The organism is Streptomyces sp. NPDC048352, assembly GCF_040651895.1.
GTDB lineage: Bacteria > Actinomycetota > Actinomycetes > Streptomycetales > Streptomycetaceae > Streptomyces.
This window is the reverse complement of sequence record NZ_JBEZKZ010000081.1, coordinates 1-23,062: the sequence shown is the minus strand read 5'-3', so window position 1 is coordinate 23,062 and position 23,062 is coordinate 1. Positions and strand designations below refer to the sequence as shown.

The following is a 23,062-nucleotide window of genomic DNA, read 5'->3' as shown; positions in this document are numbered from 1 at the left end:
GGGCCTACTGGGCCGCGGGCGGGTACGACAGCCCGTGGCCCAGCGGGTAGCGGCCCGGGACCGGCACCGGGAGGCGGCCCGCCGGCCGGCTCGCGCCCGTCAGCACCCGGGCCGCCGCCCGCACCTCCACGTCCGTCCAGGTGTACGTGGCCATCTCGGCCGCGCACTGCGGCAGCCGGGCGGGGTCGTACGGATTGCGCAGCGCCACCAGCACCACCGGGACGCCCGTCGCCACCAGGTCCGCCACCAGCGTGCGCTGCGGACTCTCCCCCTCAGGGACGTTGTACGTGCACACCAGCACCGCCGCGTGCCCCGGCGCGGCCGCCACCGCCCGCTCGGGCGGGAGCGCCCGCGCCCGGCAGCCCAGCGCGGCCAGCTCCCGGGCCAGGACCGCCGTCGGGGGGCCGGTGGTGCCCGTGGGGGAGACCGGGTCGGTGCCGGTCACCAGCAGCCGCGGGCCGGCCGAGGCGTCCAGGGGCAGCAGCCCGCGCGGGTTGGCCAGCAGGGTGGTCGTACCGGCCGCGACGGCTTCGGCGGCCGCCAGGTGCTCCGGGGTCCCCACCGCCGCGTCCACCTCCGCGTCCGAGGTGTACGGGTCCTCGAACAGGCCCCGGCGGGCCTTCAGCTCCAGGATCCGCAGCACCGACTCCTCGACCCGCGCCCGCGTCAGCTCGCCCGACTCCACCGCCGCCAGCACGCTGCGGTACGCCAGCCCCAGGTCGGGCGCGTTCAGCAGCTGGTCGCAGCCCGCCTTCAGGGCCAGCACCGGCACCCGGTCGTCCCCGTACTTCTGCCGGACGCCCGCCATGTCCAGGGCGTCGGTGACCACCACCCCGCGAAAGCCCAGGCGTTCGCGCAGGATCCCCGTCACGATGGGGCGGGAGAGGGTCGCCGGGTCCCCCGACGGGTCGAGGGCGGGGAAGACGATGTGCGCCGTCATGACCACGTCCACCCCCGCCCGCACCGCCGCCCGGAAGGGCGGCTCGTCCAGCTCCTCCCACTGGGCGCGGGTGTGCCGCATCACCGGCAGTCCGACGTGGCTGTCGGTCTCGGTGTCCCCGTGCCCCGGGAAGTGCTTCGCCGCGGCCGCCACCCCCGCCCCCTGGTAGCCGCGCACCTGGGCGGCGGCCAGTTCCGCGGCCCGGGCCGGGTCGGAGCCGAAGGACCGTACGCCGATCACCGGGTTGGCGGGGTTGACGTTCACGTCGGCCACCGGCGCGTAGTCCTGCCGGATGCCCATCGCGGCCAGCTCGGTACCCGCGATCCGGGCCGCCCGGCGGGCGTTGGCGGGGGAGCCGGCCGCGCCGAGTGCCATGGCACCGGGCAGCAGGGTCGCCGGCCGGCCGATCCGGGCGACGGCCCCGTGCTCCTGGTCCACGGACAGCAGCAGCGGGATCCCCGCCCCCGAGTCCGCCGCGGCCCGCTGGAGCCCGTTGGACAGGGCGGCGATCTGGTGCGGGGTGCGGGTGTTGTGGGCCCACGCGAAGTAGACGACGCCGCCCAGGTGGTACCGCGCCACCAGCTCGGCGGCGGTGCGCACCCCGAAGGCGCTCCGGTTCAGCTCGGCGTCCGCCGGGTCGGGGTCGGTCGCCGAATGGCCGTAGGCCCGGGACACGAACAGCTGCCCCACCAGCTCGGGCAGCCCCATCCCGGAGACCAGCGCCCGCAGCCGGGCCGGATCCGGGCGGCGCCCCGGCGGCCGGGCGGGGGAGCGGGGGTCGTCGGGGGGCTGCGGGGCGGCGGTGGGAGAGGCCCCGGCGGCCGTGGCGGCGGCCATGGCGACGGCGGCGAGCAGGGCCCGGCGGGAGGCGTGGTACGGCACCCACGGGACCCTACTGCGGGGCCCGGCCCGTTGCCTGACGGACACTCGGAAACGGCCCGAAGCCGTCGCCCGGCAGTGTCGTCACAGTGGCTCCGGCCGCCCACCGGCCAGGAGGGACTCCGACGGCCCGCCCCGGCCCGCCCAGTGCTCCTGGAGGGTCCGCACGGCCTCGGTGATCGCGGGCCGGCGGGCCGCCCCCGTCCGCCACAGGGCGTACAGCCTGCGGACGGGTCCGGGCTCCAGCGCTACGGCCACCGCGCCCGGCGGCAGCGCGCCCGTGCCGAGCCGGGGCACCACCGCGATCCCGAGGCCGGCCGCGACCAGGGCGACGATGGTGTGGTTCTCCTCGGCGGTGTGCGCGATGTCCGGCTCGAACCCGGCGGTGCGCATGGTCCGCACCAGCCAGTCGTGGCAGACCCGCCCGGGCGGCTGGCACACCCACCGCTGGCCGCCGAGGTCCGCCCGCCGCACCACCCGCCGGGCGGTGAAGGGATGCCCGGCCGGGACCACCAGATCGCAGCGGTCGTCCCCGATCACCGCCTGCTCCACGCCCTCGGGTGCCGGCAGCGGGGCGATGTCCCAGTCGTGCGCCACCGCCAGGTCGGTGACGCCCCGGGCCACCAGGTCCACCGAGAGGTGGGGGTCCACCTCCGTCAGGCGTACGTCCAGCGCCGGGTGACGGTGCGCCAGCTCCGCCAGCACCCCCGGCAGCAGCCCCCGCGCCGCCGAGGCGAAGGCCGCGACCGCCAGCAGCCCGCTCGGCTGCCCGCGCCGCTCCTCCAGGGTGGTCTCGGCCCGCTCCACGATCGCCAGCAGCTCCCGGGCGGTGTCGGCCAGGTGCCGGGCCTCCTCGGTGAGCGCGACCCCGCGTCCGCGCCGCTCCAGCAGCGTCGTGCGGGTCTCCCGCTCCAGCTTGGCGATCTGCTGCGAGACCGCGGAGGGGGTGTAGCCGAGGGCGGCCGCCGCGCCCGCGACCGAACCGTGGACGGAGACGGCGTGCAGGGCGCGCAGCCGGGAGAGATCGAGCACGGCCCAATCGTAAGCACTGCTTCATCCGTCCCGGTAGGGATCGGCGCTGGTGCTACATGGTCCGGGCGCCGATGCTCGGAGCATGCGTCCCGTACACACCGCACTCGCCGTACTCGTCGCCGCCGTCTGGGGGTTCAACTTCGTCGTCATCGAGATCGGCCTCGGCCACTTCCCGCCGCTGCTGCTGTCCGCCCTGCGCTTCCTCGTCGCCGCGCTGCCCGCCGTGTTCTTCGTGGGGCGGCCCAAGGTCGCCTGGAAGTGGGTCCTCGGCGTCGGGGCCGCCCTCGGCATCGCCAAGTTCGGCCTGCTGTTCACCGGCATGGCCGCCGGGATGCCGGCCGGGCTGTCCTCCCTCGTGCTCCAGGCCCAGGCCGTCTTCACCGCCGTCCTGGCCGCCGCCGTGCTGCGCGAGCGGCCCGGGCGGGTGCGGCTGCTGGGCATGGCCGTGGCGCTGGCAGGGATCGCGGTGGCCGCCTGGGACCGGGGCGCCTCCGGGCCCGTGACCGGCTTCGTGCTGGTCGTCGCGGCCGCCGCCTGCTGGGGCGTGTCCAACGTGCTCACCCGCAGGGCCGCCCCGCCCGACGCGCTGAACTTCATGGTGTGGGTGTGCACCGTCCCGGTGGTCCCGCTGTTCGCGCTCTCACTGCTGATCGAGGGGCCCGAGCGGGACGTGGCTGCGCTGCGCGCCCTCGACTGGTCCGCGGCGGCCGTCATCGGCTACGTCGCCTGGGTGTCCACGGTGTTCGGCTTCGGTGCCTGGGGGTACCTGCTGCGCCGGTACCCGGCTTCCGCCGTGGCGCCGTTCTCGCTGCTGGTGCCGGTGTTCGGGATGTCCTCGGCCGCCCTGGTCCTCGGGGAGGGCGTGTCAGGGCCGCGCTGGCTGGCGGCGGTGCTGCTGGTCGGCGGGGTGGGCCTGACCTCGCTCGCCCCGGCGGGCACGGGATCCCGTACGGCGGGCGTCAGCGCGGGGGGTCCTCGCGCAGCGGCAGCCGCCAGTCCTGCCCCGTGAGGCGGGCCCCGTACGAACGGTGCGGCCGCTCGGCGACCAGGGTGAAGCCGGCCCGCTCGTACAGGGAGCGGGCCGCGGCCAGGACGTCGTTGGTCCACAGCACCAGCTCGCGGTAGCCCGCCGAACGGGCGAAGGCGACGACGGTGTCCACGAGCAGGGTCCCCACCCCGAGCCCGCGCCCGGCCGGCTCCACGAGCAGCAGCCGCAGCCGGGCGGTGCCGGGCGCGCCGTCCTCGCGCACGCACATCACCGAGCCGACGGGCTCGCCCCGGTACTCGGCGATCCACACCCGCTCCAGATGCGGGTCGTGGTCCTCGGCGAAGTCCGCGACGATCCGGGCCACCAGGCCCTCGAACTCCTGGTTCCAGCCGTACTCCGCGGCGTAGAGCGCGCCGTGGCGCTGCACGATCCAGCCCAGCTCGCCGGGCCCGGGATCCCGCAGTCGCACGGGTGCGCGGGAGGTCTCCATGGCTGCCGAGGATAGCGCGGGGGAGGGGCGCGGGGCCCGGCCCCCGCGTGCTCCGCGACCCCGCCGGCTACTTCTTCCCGCCGCCCAGGATCTGGCCCAGGAGGTCGCCGAGGCCGCCGCCCTGCGGTCCGGAGGCGCCGGCGCCGGGGGCCGGGGCCGCGGGGCCCTTGCCTGCGGCCGCGCGCTTGGCGAACACGGCCATCACGACCGGGATCAGCATCTCGACGACCCGCTGGACCGTCGGGGCGGGGATGCCGGTCTTCTTCGCGACGGCCTGGGCCACCGGCTTGCTCACCTTGGCGAGGACCCCGGCCATCATCCCGCCGCCGAGCAGGCCGCCGAGACCGCCGCCGAGGCCGCCACCGAGGGTGGCGACGCCCTGGAGCGGGGCCTCGCCGGCGCCGGGCGCCCCGGACGCGCCGGGCGCCCCGGACGCCTCCGCGACGGCCTGGCGGACCTCGTCGTCATCGGCGTCGGCCTTCTCCTGGAGGCCGCCGGTCATGGCTCCGACGGTGTGCGCGACCGTCTCGCGGGCGCCCTCGGTGTCGGTGCCGAGCAGGCCGGCGATCTCGCCCAGCCTGTCGTCGCCGAGTTCCCGCATGACGTCGTCCTGGAAAGAGGATTCGCTCATGCCGGAAACGCTACGGGTGCGGTGGCGGGGCAGCACCTCGGAGTAGCTCCTACGTGGCGGTAGGTAACGGAAAGGTAAAGCTCTGGTTCCGGATGCAACCCTCCGGCCGAGTGGCGGGTCGTATGGTGCGTCGGGACTTCCGGGTGGGGATCCGGGGGGATCGGGAAGTCCGACGAGGGAGGGGTAACCGTGAGGGGGTCCGGCCGCGAGGCCGGACCCCCTTTCGTTCGTCCCGGCGGGCGTTCGTCCACAGGCCCCGGCGCCCTGTCGGCGGCGGGCGGTAGCTTCGTGCCATGACGAGCAACGGGGCACCGCAACTGGCGGTGGTCGAGGGCGTGCTGGAGCGCATCACCTACGCCAACGAGGAGAGCGGGTACACGGTCGCCCGGGTCGACACCGGCCGCGGCGCCGGCGACCTGCTGACCGTCGTCGGCTCGCTCCTCGGCGCCCAGCCCGGCGAGTCCCTGCGCATGGAGGGCCGCTGGGGCTCCCACCCGCAGTACGGAAGGCAGTTCAGCGTCGAGAACTACTCGACGATCCTGCCCGCCACCATCCAGGGCATCCGGCGCTACCTCGGCTCCGGCCTGATCAAGGGCATCGGCCCGAGGATCGCCGACCGCATCGTCGAGCACTTCGGCCTCGACACCCTCGACGTCATCGAGGCCGAGCCGAAGCGGCTGGTCGAGGTCCCCGGCCTCGGGCCCAAGCGGACGAAGCTGATCGGCGCCGCATGGGAGGAGCAGAAGGCCATCAAGGAGGTCATGGTCTTCCTCCAGGGCGTCGGCGTCTCCACGTCCATCGCGGTGCGCATCTACAAGAAGTACGGCGACGCCTCCGTCTCGGTGGTGAAGAACCAGCCCTACCGGCTCGCCGCCGACGTGTGGGGGATCGGCTTCCTCACCGCCGACCGCATCGCCCAGGCCGTCGGGATACCGCACGACAGCCCCGAGCGGGTCAGGGCCGGGCTCCAGTACGCCCTGTCCCAGTCCACCGACCAGGGGCACTGCTTCCTCCCCGAGGAGCGGCTCATCTCCGACGGGGTCAAGCTGCTCCAGGTGGACACCGGGCTGGTCATCGAGTGCCTGGCCGAACTCGCCGCCGATCCGGAGGGAGTCGTACGGGAACCCGTGCCGGACCCCCAGGGCGGCCCGGACCCCCTCACCGCCGTGTACCTCGTCCCCTTCCACCGGGCAGAGCTGTCGCTGGCCGGCCAGGTCCGCCGCCTGCTGAACGCCGAGGAGGACCGGATGCCCGGCTTCCAGGACGTGGACTGGGACAAGGCCCTCGGCTGGCTCGCCGGGCGCACCGGGGCCGCCCTCGCCCCGGAGCAGCGCGACGCGGTCCGGCTCGCCCTCACCCGCAGGGTGGCCGTGCTCACCGGCGGGCCCGGCTGCGGGAAGTCCTTCACGGTGCGCTCCATCGTGGAGCTGGCCCGGGCGAAGAAGGCCAAGGTGGTGCTCGCCGCCCCCACCGGCCGCGCGGCGAAGCGGCTGTCCGAGCTGACGGGGGCCGAGGCCTCCACCGTGCACCGGCTGCTGGAGCTCAAGCCGGGCGGGGACGCGGCGTACGACCGGGACCGGCCGCTGGACGCGGACCTGGTCGTCGTCGACGAGGCCTCGATGCTGGACCTCCTGCTCGCCAACAAGCTGGTCAAGGCCGTGGCGCCGGGAGCGCACCTGCTGCTGGTCGGCGATGTGGACCAGCTCCCGTCGGTCGGCGCCGGCGAGGTGCTGCGGGACCTGCTGGCCGAGGGCGGGCCGGTGCCCGCCGTCCGGCTGACCCGGATCTTCCGCCAGGCCCAGCAGTCGGGCGTGGTCACCAACGCCCACCGCATCAACACCGGGGTCCCGCCCATCACCGACGGGCTGCCGGACTTCTTCCTCTTCCCGGAGGAGGACACCGAGGCCGCCGGGATCCTCGCCGTGGACGTGGCCGCCCGGCGGATCCCGGCGAGGTTCGGCCTCGACCCGCGCCGGGACGTCCAGGTCCTCGCCCCGATGCACCGGGGCCCGGCCGGCGCCGCGAACCTCAACGGGCTGCTCCAGCAGGCCATCACCCCGGCCCGCCCCGGCCTGCCCGAGAAGCGGTTCGGCGGCCGCGTCTTCCGGGTCGGCGACAAGGTGACCCAGATCCGCAACAACTACGAGAAGGGGGCCAACGGCGTCTTCAACGGCACGGTCGGCGTGGTCACCGGCCTGGATCCGGACGAGCAGCGCTTGACGGTGCGTACAGAGGAGGACGAGGAAGTGGGGTACGAGTTCGCCGAGCTCGACGAGCTGGCGCACGCGTACGCCGTCACCATCCACCGTTCCCAGGGGAGTGAATATCCGGCGGTCGTGATCCCCGTCACCACCGGTGCTTGGATGATGCTCCAGCGGAATCTGCTCTACACGGCCGTGACCAGGGCGAAGAAACTGGTCGTCCTGGTCGGGTCCCGCAAGGCCCTCGGCCAGGCTGTGCGTACCGTTTCCGCAGGCAGGAGGTACACCGCGGTCGCTTCCCGGCTCGCCGGCCGGCTCTCGGTGGGAAACATCACCTAGATGATCGATCATTTGGGGTTCCGACAACCGGCGCGGAGGGGGCAGGATGAGCAGGTTGAAGGCACTCAGTGCCGTCATCGAGACCAAAGGCCGACCCCGAGTGCACTCTCCTGCGCCAAATGGGGGAAGGTAGAGGCAGTCAGGGCACCTCGAAGAAGAGGCACTACGTCGGTGAGGGATGACGTGAGCGACAACTCTGTAGTACTCCGGTACGCGGACGGTGAATACACCTACCCGGTGGTCGAAAGCACCGTCGGTGACCAGGGCTTCGACATCTCGAAGCTGAGGGCCCAGACCGGGCTCGTCACCTTGGACAGCGGCTACGGCAACACCGCCGCGTACAAGTCCGCGATCACCTACCTCGACGGTGAGCAGGGCATCCTGCGCTACCGCGGCTACCCGATCGAGCAGCTGGCGGAGCGCTCGACCTTCATCGAGGTCGCCTACCTGCTGATCAACGGGGAGCTGCCGACCGTCGACCAGCTCGCGTCGTTCCGCAACGAGATCACCCAGCACACGCTGCTGCACGAGGACGTCAAGCGGTTCTACGACGGCTTCCCCCGCGACGCCCACCCGATGGCCATGCTGTCGTCCGTGGTCAGCGCGCTGTCGACGTTCTACCAGGACAGCCACAACCCGTTCGACGAGAAGCAGCGCCACCTCTCGACGATCCGTCTGCTGGCCAAGCTCCCGACGATCGCGGCGTACGCGTACAAGAAGTCGGTCGGCCACCCGGTGGTCTACCCGCGCAACGACCTCGGCTACGTCGAGAACTTCCTGCGCATGACGTTCTCCGTGCCGGCCCAGGAGTACGACCTGGACCCGGTCGTGGTCTCGGCGCTCGACAAGCTGCTGATCCTGCACGCGGACCACGAGCAGAACTGTTCGACCTCGACCGTGCGCCTGGTCGGCTCCTCGCAGGCGAACATGTTCGCCTCGATCTCCGCCGGCATCTCGGCCCTGTGGGGTCCGCTGCACGGCGGCGCCAACCAGTCCGTCCTCGAGATGCTGGAAGGCATCAAGAACGACGGCGGTGACGTCGACGCCTTCATCCGCAAGGTGAAGAACAAGGAGGACGGCGTCCGCCTGATGGGCTTCGGGCACCGCGTCTACAAGAGCTTCGACCCCCGGGCGAAGATCATCAAGGCGGCGGCGCACGACGTCCTCTCGGCGCTCGGCAAGAGCGACGAGCTGCTGGACATCGCGCTCAAGCTGGAGGAGCACGCGCTGGCCGACGAGTACTTCGTCGCGCGCAACCTCTACCCGAACGTGGACTTCTACACCGGTCTGATCTACCGGGCCATGGGCTTCCCGACCGAGATGTTCACGGTGCTCTTCGCGCTCGGCCGCCTTCCCGGCTGGATCGCCCAGTGGCACGAGATGATCAAGGAGCCCGGCTCCCGCATCGGCCGCCCGCGCCAGATCTACACCGGCGAGGTCCTGCGCGACTTCGTCCCCGTCGAGGCCCGCTAGCCGCCCTGGCCTTCGCGGCGCCCTCGCCGCGGCGGTCCGGCCGTCTCCGGTCATACGGAAAGCGCCCCGCCGTCGATCCCCCCACGGGTCGACGGTCGGGGCGCTTCCCTTTTCCCCGGCAGCGGATTCCCCCCACGGGACCCGCGCCGGGGCGTCGGTGTTGCCGGGACCCGTTCGGGTCGGGAGGGCCGCTCAAAGCTTCCCGAGGGCACGCGCCCCGGCCGGCGGATGCCCGGACGTCCCCAGGACCTCCGCGAAACGTCCCCCAAGACGTTTCGGCATCGCCCCATTAGACCCGTGCCGACCCCGGATGGTTACGTTGTCATCACTGTGATCTGCGTCTCCAGTGAAGGATGTGTGGAGAGAACGGGGAGGGGCCCCCTATCGGAACGAGCGCAGGCGCAGGCTGTTGGTCACCACGAAGACGGACGAGAAGGCCATGGCGGCCCCCGCGATCATGGGGTTGAGCAGTCCCGCGGCGGCCAGCGGCAGGGCCGCCACGTTGTAGCCGAAGGCCCAGAACAGGTTGCCCTTGATGACGGCCAGCGTCCGCCGGGAGAGCCGGATGGCGTCCGCCGCCACCCGCAGGTCACCGCGTACGAGGGTCAGGTCGCCGGCCTCGATGGCCGCGTCGGTGCCGGTGCCCATGGCCAGGCCCAGGTCGGCCTGGGCGAGCGCGGCCGCGTCGTTGACGCCGTCGCCCACCATGGCGACCGTACGGCCCTCGGCCTGGAGCCGGCGGACCACGTCGGCCTTGTCCTGCGGGAGCACCTCGGCGATCACCTCGCCGATGCCCACCTCGCGGGCCACCGTCTCGGCCACCGCCCTGTGGTCGCCGGTCAGCAGGACCGGCGTGAGGCCGAGCGCCCGCAGCCGGGACACGGCCTCGGCGCTGGTCTCCTTGACGGCGTCGGCCACGGCCAGGACGCCGCGCGCCGCGCCGTCCCAGGCGACCAGGACCGCGGTGGCGCCCGCGGCCTCGGCGTCGGCCCGGGCCGCGGCGAGCGGGCCGGGCAGGGTGATCGCGTGGTCGGCCAGCAGCCGCTCGCGCCCCACGAGGACCTCGCGCCCCTCCACCACGCCGCGCACCCCGAGGCCGGGGACGCTTTCGAAGGACGTGGGAGCCGCGAAGGCCGGCCGGTCGCCGGCGCCCCCGGCCGCGGCGGCGATCGCCCGGGCGATGGGGTGCTCGGAGGCGTGTTCCAGCGCCCCCGCGAGCCGCAGCAGTTCCCCCTCGCCCACGCCCTCGGCGGGATGCACCCCCGCGAGGGCCATCCGGCCGGTGGTGACCGTCCCGGTCTTGTCCAGGACGACCGTGTCGACGCGCCGGGTGGACTCCAGCACCTCGGGGCCCTTGATCAGGATGCCCAGCTGCGCACCCCGCCCGGTGCCGACCATCAGGGCGGTCGGCGTGGCGAGGCCCAGGGCGCAGGGGCAGGCGATGATCAGCACGGCCACGGCGGCGGTGAACGCGGCGGCGGGGTCGTCGGTGGCCAGCAGCCAGACGATCCAGGTGCCGAACGCGAGCAGCAGCACGACGGGCACGAACACCGCCGAGATCCGGTCGGCGAGGCGCTGCGCCCCGGCCTTGCCGCTCTGCGCCTGCTCGACCATGCGCGCCATCCGGGCCAGCTGGGTGTCGGCCCCGACCCGGGTGGCCTCCACGACGAGCCGGCCCGAGGCGTTGACGGTGGCGCCGGTGACGGCGTCCCCGGCGGTGACGTCCACCGGGACGGACTCGCCGGTCAGCATCGAGGCGTCCACGGCGGAGGCGCCCTCGACGACCGTGCCGTCGGTGGCGATCTTCTCCCCGGGGCGGACGACGAACCGGTCGCCCACCGCGAGCGCCGCCGCCGGGATCCGCACCTCCCGGCCGCCGCGCAGCACGGCCACGTCCTTGGCGCCCAGCTCCATCAGCGCCCGGAGGGCCGCGCCCGCCTTCCGCTTGGAGCGGGCCTCCAGGTAGCGGCCGAGCAGGATGAAGGTCACGACGCCCGCCGCGACCTCCAGGTAGAGGGCGGAGGAGCCGTCCGCGGGAGAGGCGGTGAGGCCGAAGCCGTGCCGCATCCCCGGCATCCCGGCGTGTCCGAAGAACAGGGCCCACAGCGACCAGGTGTAGGCGGCCAGGGTGCCGACCGAGACGAGGGTGTCCATGGTGGCCGCGCCGTGCCGGGCATTGGTCCAGGCGGCCCGGTGGAAGGGGAGCGCGCCCCAGACGGCGACCGGCGAGGCGAGGGTGAGGCAGAGCCACTGCCAGTTCTCGAACTGGAGGGCGGGGACCATCGACAGCACGACCACGGGCAGGGCCAGCGCGGCCGACACGAGCAGCCGCTCGCGCAGCGCGGCGAGCTCCGGATCGCGTTCCTCCGGGGCGGTCGGCGCGCCGGACCCCGCTTCCGCTTCCGGTGCGGGCGCGGGTGCCGGCGGCGGCGGGGGCTCCTCGGCGGTGTACCCCGTCTTCACCACGGTGGCGATCAGGTCGGCCACCCGTACCGCGCCGCCGTAGGAGACCCGGGCCTTCTCGGTGGCGTAGTTGACGGTGGCGCTGACGCCGTCCATCCGGTTGAGCTTCTTCTCGATGCGGGCCGCGCAGGAGGCGCAGGTCATCCCGCCGATCGTCAGCTCGACCGCGGAGGCGGCGGCCTCCACCGCCGGCGCGTCGTGCACACTGCTGCTGCTCATGTCCCGCTCCAGGGGGTGGCCGGGCCGTACGGTCCAGTATGAGCCGGAGGGTGCGGCCCGGCGGTACTGCGGTGGGGGAGGGGCGGGGGTGCTCAGGCCCGGCCGGCGAGCTCGTACCCGGCCTCGTCCACGGCCGCGCGTACGTCCTCCTCGGCGAGCGGAGCGGCGGAGGTCACGGTGACCTCGCCGGTGGCGGCGACGGCCTTGACCGAGGTCACGCCGGGCAGGGCGGTGAGCTCGGCGGTCACGGCGCCCTCGCAGTGCCCGCAGGTCATGCCGATGACCTTGTAGACAACGGTGTGCTGGGTGTCCGTCTCGGCGGTCATGTCGTTCTCCTCGTCGCAGGGATGTCTCAAGCGGACTCCGATCATACCCCTAGGGGGTATGAGGGGGCGGATCGGGCCCACACAGCCCGTTCCGCGGCGCTCATCCATCATGGCCGTCGCCGGTGCCGTACCGGCGGGTCAGTCCTCGCGGCGGCCCCGGTTTCCGGGGCGGCGCGCCACCCAGGCCCGGACGGTGTCGGCGTACCAGTAGGGCTTGCCGCCCTCCACGTGGTCGGGAGCGGGCAGCAGCCCGTGCTTGCGGTAGGAGCGCACGGTGTCCGGCTGCACCCGGATATGGGCGGCGATCTCCTTGTAGGACCACAGCTGTCGGTCGCTCATCCAGGCACCTCCTGGTCCACGGCGCGGGGCCGGCCGGGAGGCCGTCGGGGGAGCCGGCGCGTGGACACTGACGATCACTCGGGTTGTGCCCGGAGAACGACGCCCGGTGAGGGCCGGGGAGGGGCTGTGGACCGGCTGTGACGGAAAACCCGCGTGATCCGGACATGCGTGACACGGCAGCGACTCCCGTGACAGCCGTGACACAGGAGCCGCCCGGCGTGACGCGCCGTGACGGGGCCTCAGCGGGCGTACAGCTCGGGCCGCTCCGCCAGCCGCACCTCGGTCCGTACGCCGGTGCGCGCGGCCGCGAGGCCCGCCGCCGAGACGGCGGCGGCCGCGTACCCGTCCCAGGCGTCCGGCCCCGCCACCCGCCCCCGCGCGGCCGCGGCCACCCAGCGCCGCACCTGGCGGTCGTAGGCGTCCGCGAAGCGCGTGGTGTAGTCCTGGGTGATCTCCCCGCCCCAGCGGCCGCCCGACTGGACGACCATCGCGTGGCCGTCGCCGATCCGGGCGCTGCCGGACTCGCCGACGGCCTCGCACTGCACCTGGTAGCCGAACCCGCAGTTGACGAAGACCTCCACGTCGACGACCGCCCCGCCTGAGGTCTCCAGCAGCACCAGCCGCGGGTCGCGCAGCCCCTCCGGGGCGGCCGAGGAGGGGGTCGGGGAGAGCACGGTCACCGCGGTGACCTCCTGGCCCAGCAGCCAGCGGGCCGCGTCCACCTCGTGCACCACCGAGTCGCTGATCAGCATGTCGCTGGTGAAGAAGGACGGCGAGGCGGCGTTGCGGTGCCGGCAGTGCAGGAAGAGCGGCCGGCCGATGCCGCCCGCGTCCAGCAGCTCCTTGAGCCGCTCGTACTCGGCGTCGAAACGCCGCATGAAGCCCACCTGCACCAGGCGCCGGCCGAGCCCGCGCTCCGCCTCCAGCACCCGCAGGGCACCCTCCGGATCCGGGGTCAGCGGCTTCTCGCAGAGCACCGGCAGCTCCCGGGCCAGGGCGAGCAGAATCGCTTCCTCATGGGCCGGCCCGGGCGAGGCGATCAGTACGGCCTCCACCCCGGGCGCCGCGATCGCCGCCGCCGGGTCCGTGTAGGCGCCCGCCCCGTCCAGGGTCGCCGCGACCTCCTTGACCCGGTCCCCGTCCGGGTCGGCCACGGCCACCACCCGCGCCCCGCCGACCGTGTCGCCGATCCGGCGGACGTGGTCGGCGCCCATCTTGCCGGTGCCGATGACGGCGATGCCGAGCGTGCTCATGTCTCTCCTCGCAAGGGTCGGGAACCGGGTCGTCAGCGGGCGCCGCAGGAGCGCAGGTAGGCGCGGGTGCGCCGGGCCACGGGCAGCGGCCGCTCGGGCGGGCACGGGTACATGTCCTGCTCCACGATCGCGAACAGGTCGGCCCCGAGCCGCTGCGCCGCCGCCAGGACGGGCTCCAGCGCGGGCACCCCCGACGGCGGCTCGCACATCACCCCGCGCGCCACGGCCGGTCCGAACGGCAGCTGCTGCTCCCGCACTTCGGCGAGGATCCGCGGGTCCACCTGCTTCAGGTGCAGGTAGCCGATCCGCTCGCCGAAGGCCTCGATCGCCTCGACGCTGTCCCCGCCGCAGTACGCGTAGTGCCCGGTGTCCAGGCAGAGGGAGACCAGCGCCGGGTCCGTGGCGTCCAGGAACCGGGCCACGTTCGCCGGGGTGTCGATGTGGGTGTCCGCGTGCGGGTGGACCACGATCCGCAGCCCGTACCGCTCGCGGACCTCCCGGCCCAGGCGCTCGGTCTGGGCGGCCAGTTCACGCCATTGCGCGGGGGTCAGGACCGGGTCCTCCAGCATCCCGCCGGTCTTGTCGTCGCGCCAGAACGACGGGATGACCACCAGGTGCTCCGCCCCCGTGTCCCGGGCCAGCGCGGCGATCCGCGACACGTGCGCCCAGGTCTGCTCCCAGACGGCGGGGCCGTGATGGAGTCCGGTGAAGACGGTGCCGGCGGACACCCGCAGGCCCCGCTTCGCGGTCTCGTCGGCGAGCCGGGCCGCGTCGGTGGGCAGGTAGCCGTAGGGGCCGAGCTCGATCCACTCGTACCCGGCGTCGGCGACCTCGTCGAGGAACCGCTCCCACGGGATCTGCAGGGGATCCTCCGGGAACCAGACACCCCAGGAGTCCGGAGCCGAACCGACACGGATACGGGACAACGCGGGTGGGGAGGAGGTCATGACGGCCACCTTAGGGTGCGAGTTCGGAGGCGAAAGGGAGGACGGGTGGGACGAGTGGGAGCAGTGCCTGCGGGGGCCGCGCCGGAAGGGCCGCCGGACGGGGAGGCGGACGCGGAAGCCGCCTACGACGTGATCACGATGGGGCGGATCGGGGTGGATCTCTACCCGCTCAAGACCGGCGTACCGCTCGCCGAGGCCGACACCTTCGGCAAGTTCCTCGGCGGCTCGCCGACGAACGTCGCCGTCGCGGCCGCCCGCCTCGGGCGGCGCACCGCCGTCATCACCCGCACCGGGGCGGACCCCTTCGGCGCCTACCTGCGGGCCGAGCTGCGCGGCTTCGGCGTCGACGACCGGTGGGCGGGGGAGGTGGCGGCCTACCCGACGCCCGTCACCTTCTGCGAGGTCTTCCCGCCGGACCACTTCCCGCTCTACTTCTACCGGCTCCCGAAGGCACCCGACCTCGAGATCGGGCCGGACGAGATCGACCGGGCGGCGGTCCGTGCGGCGCGGGTCTTCTGGATGACCGGGACGGGGCTCAGCGCCGAGCCGAGCCGCGCCGCCACCCTGGCCGCGCTGGAGGCCCGCTCGAAGTCCGGGACGACCGTCTTCGACCTCGACTGGAGGCCGATGCTCTGGGACGGCCCGCCCGGGCCCTGGTACGAACGGGCGCTCGGGCTGGCGACGGTGGCCGTCGGCAACACCGAGGAGTGCGCGGTCGCGACCGGGCGGAGCGAGCCGTACGAGGCCGCGCGGGCGCTGCTCGCCGCCGGGGTGGAGCTGGCGGTGGTCAAACGCGGGCCGCTGGGCGTGCTCGCGGTGCACCGGGACGGGACGGCGGTGGAGGTGCCGCCGGTGCCGGTGGAGGTGGTGAACGGGCTGGGCGCCGGGGACGCCTTCGGGGGCGCGCTGTGCCACGGACTGCTGGCCGGCTGGGACCTGGAGCGGGTGCTGCGGTACGCGAACGCGGCCGGGGCGATCGTGGCCTCGCGGCTGGCGTGTTCGTCCGCGATGCCGTTCCCGGATGAGGTGGAGGAGGTGCTGGGACGTGCCGGTGGTCTCTGAGACGGGGCTGGAGTTCACCCGGCTGCGGGTGCTGGAACTGGCGCCGGGCGAGGCGTACGCGCACGCGTGCGGGGACGCGGAGTGGATCGTCCTGCCCCTGTCGGGCGCCTGCGAGGTCCGCTGCGCGGACGACCCCGGTGTGTTCGAACTGCGCGGCCGGGCCGGTGTCTTCGCCGGAGTCACCGACTTTGCGTACCTCCCCCGGGACGGGCACGCGGAGGTCACCTCGGCGGAGGGAGGGCGGTTCGCGCTGGCCGGGGCCCGGTGCGAGCGGCGGCTGCCCGCCCGGTACGGGGCCGCCGGGAACGTCCCCGTCGAGCTGCGCGGCGCCGGCCGGTGCTCCCGCCAGGTCAACAACTTCGCCGCCGCCGGGGTGTTCGCCGCCGACCGGCTCATCGCCGTCGAGGTGCTCACCCCCGGCGGGAACTGGTCCTCGTACCCGCCCCACAAGCACGACGAGCACCACCCGGGCGAGGAGTCCCGCCTGGAGGAGATCTACTACTTCGAGATCGCCCCGCACGGCGCCACCCCCGGCGTCGGCTACCAGCGCGTGACGCCCTCGCCCGCCGGGAAGACCGACGTCCTCGCCGAGGTACGGACCGGCGACACCGTCCTCATCCCGGACGGCTGGCACGGCCCGTCCATCGCCGCGCCCGGCCACGACATGTACTACCTGAACGTGATGGCCGGCCCGGACGCGGCACGGGAGTGGCTGATCCGCGACCACCCCGACCACGCCTGGATCCGCGGCACCTGGCCCGGTCAGGACGTCGACCCCCGGCTGCCCTTCCCCGGGTCCGGCCCCGCCCCCCGCCCCGAGGAGGCCCCGTGAGCACGCCGCGCACCATCCGGCTCACCACCGCGCAGGCGCTCGTACGGTTCCTGAGCCGCCAGTACGCCGAACGCGACGGCCGCAGGCACCGGCTGATCGCCGCCACCTGGGGGATCTTCGGACACGGGAACGTCGCCGGGATCGGGCAGGCCCTGCTGGAGAGCGGCCCGGACGCCATGCCCTTCCTCCAGGGCCGCAACGAACAGGCCATGGTGCACGCCGCCGTCGGGTACGCCCGGCAGAGCGGCCGGCTGTCGGCGCACGCCGTGACCACCTCCATCGGGCCCGGCGCGACCAACCTCGTCACCGGGGCCGCCCTCGCCACCGTCAACCGGATCCCGGTGCTCCTGCTGCCCGGGGACACCTTCGCGACCCGGCCCGCCGACCCGGTCCTCCAGCAGCTCGAAGTCCCCTACGCCGGCGACGTCTCCGTCAACGACACCCTGCGGCCCGTATCCCGGTACTTCGACCGGATCACCCGCCCCGAGGCACTGGTGCCGGCCGCCCTCCAGGCCATGCGGGTGCTCACCGACCCCGTGCAGACCGGCGCCGTCACCCTCGCGCTCCCGCAGGACGTGCAGGCGCAGGCCCACGACTGGCCGGAGGAGTTCTTCGCCGAGCGGGTGTGGGCCGTGCGCCGCCCCCGCCCCGACCGCGGCGAGCTCGCCACCGCCGCCGAGCTGGTACGCGGCTCCGCGCGCCCCCTGATCATCGCCGGCGGCGGCGTCCGGCACAGCGCCGCCCGGGCCGCCCTCGCGGCCTTCGCGGAGGCCACCGGGATCCCGGTCGCCTCCACCCAGGCGGGCAAGGGCGCCCTGCCGTACGACCACCCCGCCGACGTGGGCGGCGTCGGCCACACCGGCACGGCCACCGCCGACGCGCTGGCCCGCGGGGCCGACCTGGTCATCGCCGCCGGGAGCCGGCTCACCGACTTCACCACCGCCTCCGCCACCCTGTTCCAGAACCCGGCCGTCCGCTTCATCGGCCTCAACCTCGACCCCCACGACGCCCACAAGCTCGCCGCCCACCCCCTGGTCGGCGACGCGCGCGAGGGGCTCACGGAACTCCGGGAGGCGGTGGCCGGCCACCGGGTCGAGCCCGCGTACGAGGCGGCGTACACCGCCGCGAAGGCCGACTGGGAACGCCGCGTCGACCGGGCCTGGGCGGCCCCCGACGAGGACGCCGCGCCCACCCAGGCCCAGGTGCTCGGCCTGCTCGACGGCCTCGTCGACGACAGCGACATCCTGGTCAACGCCGCCGGATCCCTCCCCGGCGACCTGCACAAGCTGTGGCGCGCCCGCTCCGGCGACCAGTACCACGTCGAGTACGGCTACTCCTGCATGGGCTACGAGATCCCCGCCGCGATCGGCACCGCGCTGGCCGCCCCCGGCCGCCCGGTGTGGGCCCTGGTCGGCGACGGGACGTACCTGATGAACCCCACCGAGATCGTCACCGCCGTCCAGGAGGGCGTCCCGGTCAAGGTGGTGATCCTCGACAACCACGGCTACGCCTCCATCGGCGGCCTGTCCGGGGCGGTGGGCGGCGAGGGCTTCGGCACGGCGTACCGCTTCCGGGGCCGGGACGGGTCGTACGACGGGCCGCCCCTGCCGGTGGACCTGGCGGCCAACGCGGCGTCCCTCGGGATGGCCGTGATCCGCACGCGCACCATCGGTGACCTGCGGAAAGCCTTGGCCGAGGCCCGTCAATCGGACCGGCCCACATGTGTCTACGCACGGACCCGAACACCCGACACTGTGTCGGGCCCGCCCCCGGCACAGGCGTGGTGGGATGTTCCCGTGGCCGAGACCGCGACCCGTGCGTCGGCGGCCCGCGCCCGTGAAGAGTACGACCGGCAAGCCGCGCAGCGACGTCGCCATCTGTGAAGGAGCAGCACAATGAAGACCGTCAACCACTGGATCGGTGGCAAGACCGTCGAGGGCGCGTCGGGCAACTACGGCCCGGTCACCGACCCGGCCACGGGCGAGGTCACCACCCGGGTCGCCCTCGCCTCCGCCGAGGAGGTCGACGCGGCCGTACAGGTCGCCCAGGAGGCCTTCCTGTCCTGGGGCCAGTCCTCGCTGGCCGCCCGCACCAAGGTGCTCTTCGCCTACCGCGCCCTGCTGGACGCCCACCGCGACGCCATCGCCGAGCTGATCGTCGCCGAGCACGGCAAGGTGCACTCCGACGCGCTGGGCGAGGTCGCCCGCGGCCTGGAGATCGTCGAGCTGGCCTGCGGCATCACCACCCAGCTCAAGGGCGAGCTGTCCACCTCCGTCTCCAACCGCGTGGACGTCTCCTCCCTCCGCCAGCCGCTCGGCGTGGTCGCCGGCATCACCCCCTTCAACTTCCCGGCGATGGTTCCCATGTGGATGTTCCCGCTGGCCGTGGCCTGCGGGAACACCTTCATCCTCAAGCCGAGCGAGAAGGACCCGTCGGCCGCCAACAAGCTCGCCGAGCTGATGACCGAGGCCGGCCTGCCGGCGGGCGTCCTCAACGTCGTCCACGGCGACAAGGTGGCCGTCGACGCCCTCCTCGCCCACCCCGGCATCGCCGCCGTCTCCTTCGTCGGCTCCACCCCGATCGCCCGCCACATCCACACCACCGCCTCCGCCAACGACAAGCGCGTCCAGGCGCTGGGCGGCGCCAAGAACCACATGCTGGTGCTCCCCGACGCCGACCTGGACGCCGCCGCCGACGCGGCCGTCTCCGCCGCCTACGGCTCGGCGGGCGAGCGCTGCATGGCCATCTCGGCGGTCGTCGCCGTCGGCTCCATCGCCGACGAGCTCGTCGAGAAGATCCGCGAGCGCGCCGAGAAGATCAAGATCGGCCCCGGCAACGACCCGACCTCGGAGATGGGCCCGCTGATCACCGCCGCCCACCGCGACAAGGTCGCCTCGTACGTGAAGGGCGCGGCCGCCCAGGGCGCCGATGTGGTCCTCGACGGCACGGGCTACACGGTGGAGGGCAACGAGAACGGCCACTGGATCGGTCTGTCCCTGCTCGACCACGTCAGGACCGACTCCGACGCCTACCGCGACGAGATCTTCGGCCCGGTGCTGTGCGTGCTGCGCACCGAGACCTACGAGGAGGGCGTGGCCCTCATCAACGCCTCGCCGTTCGGCAACGGCACCGCGATCTTCACCCGCGACGGCGGCGCCGCCCGCCGCTTCCAGCTGGAGATCCAGGCGGGCATGGTCGGCGTCAACGTGCCGATCCCCGTGCCGGTGGGCTACCACTCCTTCGGCGGCTGGAAGGACTCGCTCTTCGGCGACCACCACATCTACGGCAACGACGGCATCCACTTCTACACGCGCGGCAAGGTCGTCACCACCCGCTGGCCGGACCCGGCCGACGCCCCGGCCGGCGTCGACCTGGGCTTCCCCCGCAACCACTGACGCCCCCCGGACCGCAGGAACCCCCGGCCCACCCTCACCGGCCGGGGGTTCCTGCCGTCCCGGGCCGGTTTCCCGTTCTCTCCATCGTGATCGCTTGACCCCGGGGTCACGGGGTCGGGAGCATCGAACGCGGCACTACGCCGAACGGGAGAGGGGAACCGGAAGCCATGCTGGTGACCAAGTTGATCAGCACCTGTGACGTGAAGGACTGCCCGACGATCTATGCGACCGACAGGGGCACGTTCCTCGTGCAGGGCGAGACGCCCGACGATCACGGGCTCAAGATTCCCGCTCACGAAACCCTCGTCGAAATCCCCGTCGAACTGATCAAGAAGGCCATTGCCGATGGCCTCATCTAGCACCCTGGCCGAGCTCTTCGAGCGGTTCCAGCACGAGGCGTTCCGCCTGGAGACTCTGGACGACTACAGCGGCTCCGGGAACGTTGATGCCTACCGTGCCTTCCAGGCCGGACAGGAGCGACCTGAGGGCTACAACGCCGGATGGGTCGAAGAACTCCGAGGACTCACGCACGAGGGCAAGCGGGTATACCGCGTGCACGTCCTCAAGCGGCCCCTCACGCAGTACCTCCGCTTCGAGCTGGGGTGGGGCTACCGGGCGAACATGACCGGCGGGGAAGAGTTCTTCATCCTCGACGTGACGGACGCCCCGAACCCGCTCGACGCCGTTCCGGACTTCTGGCTCTTCGACTCCAAGGACACGGCCGTGATGCGGTACGACGACGCCGGGGCGTACCTCGGCGCCGACGTTCTGCCGCAGGACGAAGCCGCCGCTTACGTCGCCTACCGGGAAACGGCACTCGCCCACGCGGAGCCGTTCACCGACTGGTGGGCCAAGTACGGCGAGTGAACAAGGCACAGCTCGGGGCCGCGCTGCGGGCACTGCGAGAGGCATCCGGCAAGGAAGCCAAAGCGGTCGCCCGTAGCGCCCTCATGTCTCCGTCCAAGCTCTCCAAAATCGAGAACGCGAATCTCCTTCCCAGCGCAAGGGACGTGGAGCGCATCCTCACCGCCATAGGCGTCTCTCACGCCATCAAGGCCGAGTACACGGAAGCGGCCCGCGCAGCGACCACAGAGGCCACCGCATGGCGGCTCCTCAAGCGAGCCGGCATTCACAAGGGCCAGCAGACGGCGAAGGCACTAGAAGCTCAAATGGCCGTCCTGCGGCTGTTCCAGCCCGCCCTGGTCCCCGGGCTGCTTCAGACACCCGAGTACATCCGCGCCATCCTTCAGCGTCATGACCTGAGCGAGGACGCCCTCACGCGCACCATCAGCGGCAGGCTTGAACGCCAGGCGGTGCTGTTCGACAGCACGAAGGAGCTGCGCTTCGTCATCACGGAGTCTGTCCTTCGGTGGCGGATCGTCCCGCCGCAGATGATGGCCGCGCAGCTCGACCGCATCGTCTCGATGTCCAGGTTGGCTCAGGTGGACATCAGGGTCGTGCCGCTGTCCGTCCCTCAGACGGACATCGCCAATCACGCCTTTGTCGTCCGAGACGACCGGATGGTGACGGTCGAAACCGTCCACGCCGAGATGGTCGTAACGGACCCGCGAGACATCGAAATGTACGTCCGGAAGTTCGAAGGATTCGAGCAAATCGCCTTGTCCGGCGACGGAATGCGGAGCTTCGTCGAGAGCCTGCGAGATGGGTTCTTGAGGGAACAGGAAACGGGCTAGGAACGCCCACCTCCCCTGGTCAATATTGCTGCCGACGCAGTGACGGCGACCGCGAGGGGTGCGACATGGCAAAGGTGAAACCGGCAGAGGCCCCGAAGCTTGATCGGGGCGTGTGGGAGTACCTGACCTTCGCGCCCGGACACGAGTGCTCGGCCTGCAAGCGCGAGGTCGGGCCGCTGGAACCCGTCCGCCGAGCTGTCGTTGACCGTGCGTCCGGTGCGCCCGCCGTCAGCTACAGGCACAACAAGTGCCCGAGCGTGCAGGTCGTGGCCGCCTGATGGAGATGCAGACCTGGCGGGATGGCCGGGCCAAGGCCACCGACGCCACGGAGGCGATGCGTGCGGCCCTGGCCCCCCGCGGCCTCCCCGAATCCGCGTGGGGCGGCATAAGGCCCACGGTCACTTTCAACGGGCTCCCGTACGTGCACCTGGGGATGCTCCCCGCTGACGTCGTGGAGCAGATGGCAGAGGCCATGAGGGTCACGAGAACTTCCGCCCGCTAGGGGTGGGAGACGGCCCTCCGGGGCCGTCAGATGATCAGGAAGGGCAATGATGGCCGACCTGTACGCGCTCGACATCGACACCGCCGCCTTCTCGAAGGCGTGCGGCGGCAACACCCACCCGGACGGCGAGGCGTGTGTGACCCTCGCCAAGATCGGCCCGGACGCGTGGGCCCTGGGGGACAGCAAGCGGCCGGACGCCGAGCCGCTGCGCTTCACCACGGCGGAACTGGACGCGGCGGGCATCGACCCCGCGCGCTTCGACCTCTCCGCCTGATCCACAGCACCACCTGAACTGACGGCCCTGCCCCCACGCCGACGGGTGGGGCCGTCGTCATCCCTCGGAACGGAGCAGCAGTGCACCACCACGGCTACGCATGGCTCGGGGAGAAGCAGGACTTCGACAAGGAAGGCGTCCGCCGCCCCCCGGGGGAGTCCCCTACTGCTGGCAGTCCTCAAGAGGTCATCAACCGCTACCGGCAGGCCGTAACCGACTTCCCCACGTCCGGCATGCCGCCGATCCAGACGGCGCACTGGCTGATGAAGCCGCCCTCGACGATCCGAGGGACCTGGGCGGAGCCGAAGGATGCCGGCGAATGGCTGGGCCTCCAACTCGCAGAGTTCGCACCACGGTTCGCCTCACCACAGGAAGCCGATGCAACCCGCCTCGTCATGCTGGTGAAAGCTGCTGTGGAGCGGCTGGCATGGGGTGGGGACGTCTCCCTCGGCCACTACATCAAGGGAACCGTCTTCCACTCCGTAGCCCTGGTCACCTGCTCCCCGAACCATGCCGAACCCGGGTTGCCCTGCCCGCTCCGCTAGGCCGAGTTGAGAACAGCCCTTCAGGAACCTTGCAGGTCACCACCTCCGCCGGCACCTCCGCAGCAACCACAACTCGAGGTGGGCCACCTCCTGACGTCAGGAGGTGGCCCTCCGGTGATGGGGTATCCCGGTGACCTCCGGTTCCCCCGCAACCACTGACGCCCCCGGACGGGCGGGGACCCCCCCCCCCCCCCCCCCCCCCGGCGGGGGGTCGGTGGGGGCGCGAGGGTCGAGGCCG

The 23,062-nt window shown here is 73.0% G+C and carries 21 protein-coding genes and 1 pseudogene; 13 read left to right on the top strand and 9 right to left on the bottom strand.

Features of this window, described 5'->3' with window-relative positions; all coding sequences use genetic code 11:
* Positions 1–4: 4 nt before the first annotated feature.
* Together AB0D45_RS29430 and AB0D45_RS29425 are read right to left on the bottom strand one after the other, a co-directional pair.
* Positions 5–1,822 carry a glycoside hydrolase family 3 N-terminal domain-containing protein gene (locus AB0D45_RS29430; RefSeq protein ID WP_362464551.1) on the bottom strand — a complete coding sequence of 606 codons (1,818 nt, stop codon included), beginning with the start codon at positions 1,820–1,822 and terminating at the stop codon, positions 5–7.
* A gap of 81 nt (positions 1,823–1,903) precedes the next feature.
* Positions 1,904–2,851, bottom strand: a complete 948-nt coding sequence (locus AB0D45_RS29425) for a LysR family transcriptional regulator (protein ID WP_362464548.1) — start codon at positions 2,849–2,851, stop codon at positions 1,904–1,906.
* Between the two features lie 82 nt (positions 2,852–2,933).
* Here AB0D45_RS29425 and AB0D45_RS29420 point away from each other — a divergent pair, with 82 nt between their 5' ends.
* A complete protein-coding gene (locus AB0D45_RS29420; RefSeq protein ID WP_362464545.1) occupies positions 2,934–3,860 on the top strand; it encodes an EamA family transporter in 927 nt (308 codons plus the stop codon).
* Here AB0D45_RS29420 and AB0D45_RS29415 read toward each other — a convergent pair.
* Positions 3,811–4,302: pseudogene (locus AB0D45_RS29415) on the bottom strand (GNAT family N-acetyltransferase); the annotation flags it as partial. The gene AB0D45_RS29420 and the pseudogene AB0D45_RS29415 sit on opposite strands and share 50 nt — an antisense overlap.
* A gap of 94 nt (positions 4,303–4,396) precedes the next feature.
* Entirely contained in the window at positions 4,397–4,960 is a 564-nt protein-coding gene (locus AB0D45_RS29410; protein ID WP_362464542.1) for a DUF937 domain-containing protein, read from the bottom strand.
* Between the two features lie 293 nt (positions 4,961–5,253).
* Between AB0D45_RS29410 and AB0D45_RS29405 the strand changes: the two genes are divergently transcribed.
* A complete protein-coding gene (locus AB0D45_RS29405) occupies positions 5,254–7,500 on the top strand; it encodes an ATP-dependent RecD-like DNA helicase (RefSeq protein WP_362464539.1) in 2,247 nt (748 codons plus the stop codon).
* Positions 7,501–7,683: 183 nt separating this feature from the next.
* Positions 7,684–8,973 carry a citrate synthase gene (locus tag AB0D45_RS29400; RefSeq protein WP_136216460.1) on the top strand — a complete coding sequence of 430 codons (1,290 nt, stop codon included), beginning with the start codon at positions 7,684–7,686 and terminating at the stop codon, positions 8,971–8,973.
* 381 nt (positions 8,974–9,354) lie between these two features.
* Here AB0D45_RS29400 and AB0D45_RS29395 read toward each other — a convergent pair whose 3' ends face one another.
* The 5 genes from AB0D45_RS29395 to AB0D45_RS29375 form a co-directional block, all read right to left on the bottom strand.
* Positions 9,355–11,655, bottom strand: coding sequence for a heavy metal translocating P-type ATPase (locus AB0D45_RS29395; protein WP_362464536.1), 2,301 nt, complete (start codon positions 11,653–11,655; stop codon positions 9,355–9,357).
* Between the two features lie 92 nt (positions 11,656–11,747).
* Complete coding sequence (locus AB0D45_RS29390; RefSeq protein ID WP_362464533.1) at positions 11,748–11,981, bottom strand: heavy-metal-associated domain-containing protein; 234 nt, start codon at positions 11,979–11,981, stop codon at positions 11,748–11,750.
* A gap of 138 nt (positions 11,982–12,119) precedes the next feature.
* On the bottom strand, positions 12,120–12,320 hold the full coding sequence (locus AB0D45_RS29385) for a MerR family transcriptional regulator (protein ID WP_030384769.1): 201 nt from the start codon (positions 12,318–12,320) through the stop codon (positions 12,120–12,122).
* 239 nt (positions 12,321–12,559) lie between these two features.
* Complete coding sequence (locus tag AB0D45_RS29380) at positions 12,560–13,573, bottom strand: Gfo/Idh/MocA family oxidoreductase (RefSeq protein WP_362464530.1); 1,014 nt, start codon at positions 13,571–13,573, stop codon at positions 12,560–12,562.
* 32 nt (positions 13,574–13,605) lie between these two features.
* Positions 13,606–14,520 carry a sugar phosphate isomerase/epimerase gene (locus tag AB0D45_RS29375; RefSeq protein ID WP_361600282.1) on the bottom strand — a complete coding sequence of 305 codons (915 nt, stop codon included), beginning with the start codon at positions 14,518–14,520 and terminating at the stop codon, positions 13,606–13,608.
* 63 nt (positions 14,521–14,583) lie between these two features.
* Between AB0D45_RS29375 and iolC the strand changes: the two genes are divergently transcribed.
* The 10 genes from iolC to AB0D45_RS29325 all read left to right on the top strand — a co-directional run bounded on the left by iolC (position 14,584) and on the right by AB0D45_RS29325 (position 22,824).
* Entirely contained in the window at positions 14,584–15,582 is a 999-nt protein-coding gene (gene iolC / locus AB0D45_RS29370; RefSeq protein ID WP_362464565.1) for a 5-dehydro-2-deoxygluconokinase, read from the top strand.
* Positions 15,566–16,414: a 5-deoxy-glucuronate isomerase gene (iolB, locus tag AB0D45_RS29365; protein WP_362464527.1), complete on the top strand. Its 849-nt coding sequence runs from the start codon at positions 15,566–15,568 to the stop codon at positions 16,412–16,414. Before iolC ends, iolB begins: the two co-directional genes overlap by 17 nt.
* Complete coding sequence (iolD, locus tag AB0D45_RS29360; RefSeq protein ID WP_362464524.1) at positions 16,411–18,297, top strand: 3D-(3,5/4)-trihydroxycyclohexane-1,2-dione acylhydrolase (decyclizing); 1,887 nt, start codon at positions 16,411–16,413, stop codon at positions 18,295–18,297. The genes iolB and iolD overlap by 4 nt, the downstream gene beginning before the upstream one ends.
* 12 nt (positions 18,298–18,309) lie before the next feature.
* Complete coding sequence (locus AB0D45_RS29355; RefSeq protein ID WP_362464521.1) at positions 18,310–19,809, top strand: CoA-acylating methylmalonate-semialdehyde dehydrogenase; 1,500 nt, start codon at positions 18,310–18,312, stop codon at positions 19,807–19,809.
* 167 nt (positions 19,810–19,976) lie between these two features.
* Positions 19,977–20,168 (top strand): hypothetical protein, encoded by a 192-nt coding sequence (locus AB0D45_RS29350; RefSeq protein ID WP_362464518.1) that lies wholly within the window; start codon positions 19,977–19,979, stop codon positions 20,166–20,168.
* A complete protein-coding gene (locus AB0D45_RS29345; protein WP_362464515.1) occupies positions 20,155–20,676 on the top strand; it encodes a DUF6879 family protein in 522 nt (173 codons plus the stop codon). Before AB0D45_RS29350 ends, AB0D45_RS29345 begins: the two co-directional genes overlap by 14 nt.
* Positions 20,673–21,503, top strand: coding sequence for a helix-turn-helix transcriptional regulator (locus AB0D45_RS29340; RefSeq protein WP_362464512.1), 831 nt, complete (start codon positions 20,673–20,675; stop codon positions 21,501–21,503). Before AB0D45_RS29345 ends, AB0D45_RS29340 begins: the two co-directional genes overlap by 4 nt.
* A 277-nt stretch (positions 21,504–21,780) precedes the next feature.
* Positions 21,781–22,005 carry a hypothetical protein gene (locus tag AB0D45_RS29335; RefSeq protein ID WP_362464509.1) on the top strand — a complete coding sequence of 75 codons (225 nt, stop codon included), beginning with the start codon at positions 21,781–21,783 and terminating at the stop codon, positions 22,003–22,005.
* Positions 22,006–22,054: 49 nt separating this feature from the next.
* Entirely contained in the window at positions 22,055–22,279 is a 225-nt protein-coding gene (locus AB0D45_RS29330; RefSeq protein WP_033222293.1) for a DUF397 domain-containing protein, read from the top strand.
* Positions 22,280–22,359: 80 nt separating this feature from the next.
* Positions 22,360–22,824: a hypothetical protein gene (locus tag AB0D45_RS29325; protein WP_362464507.1), complete on the top strand. Its 465-nt coding sequence runs from the start codon at positions 22,360–22,362 to the stop codon at positions 22,822–22,824.
* Positions 22,825–23,062: the final 238 nt, after the last annotated feature.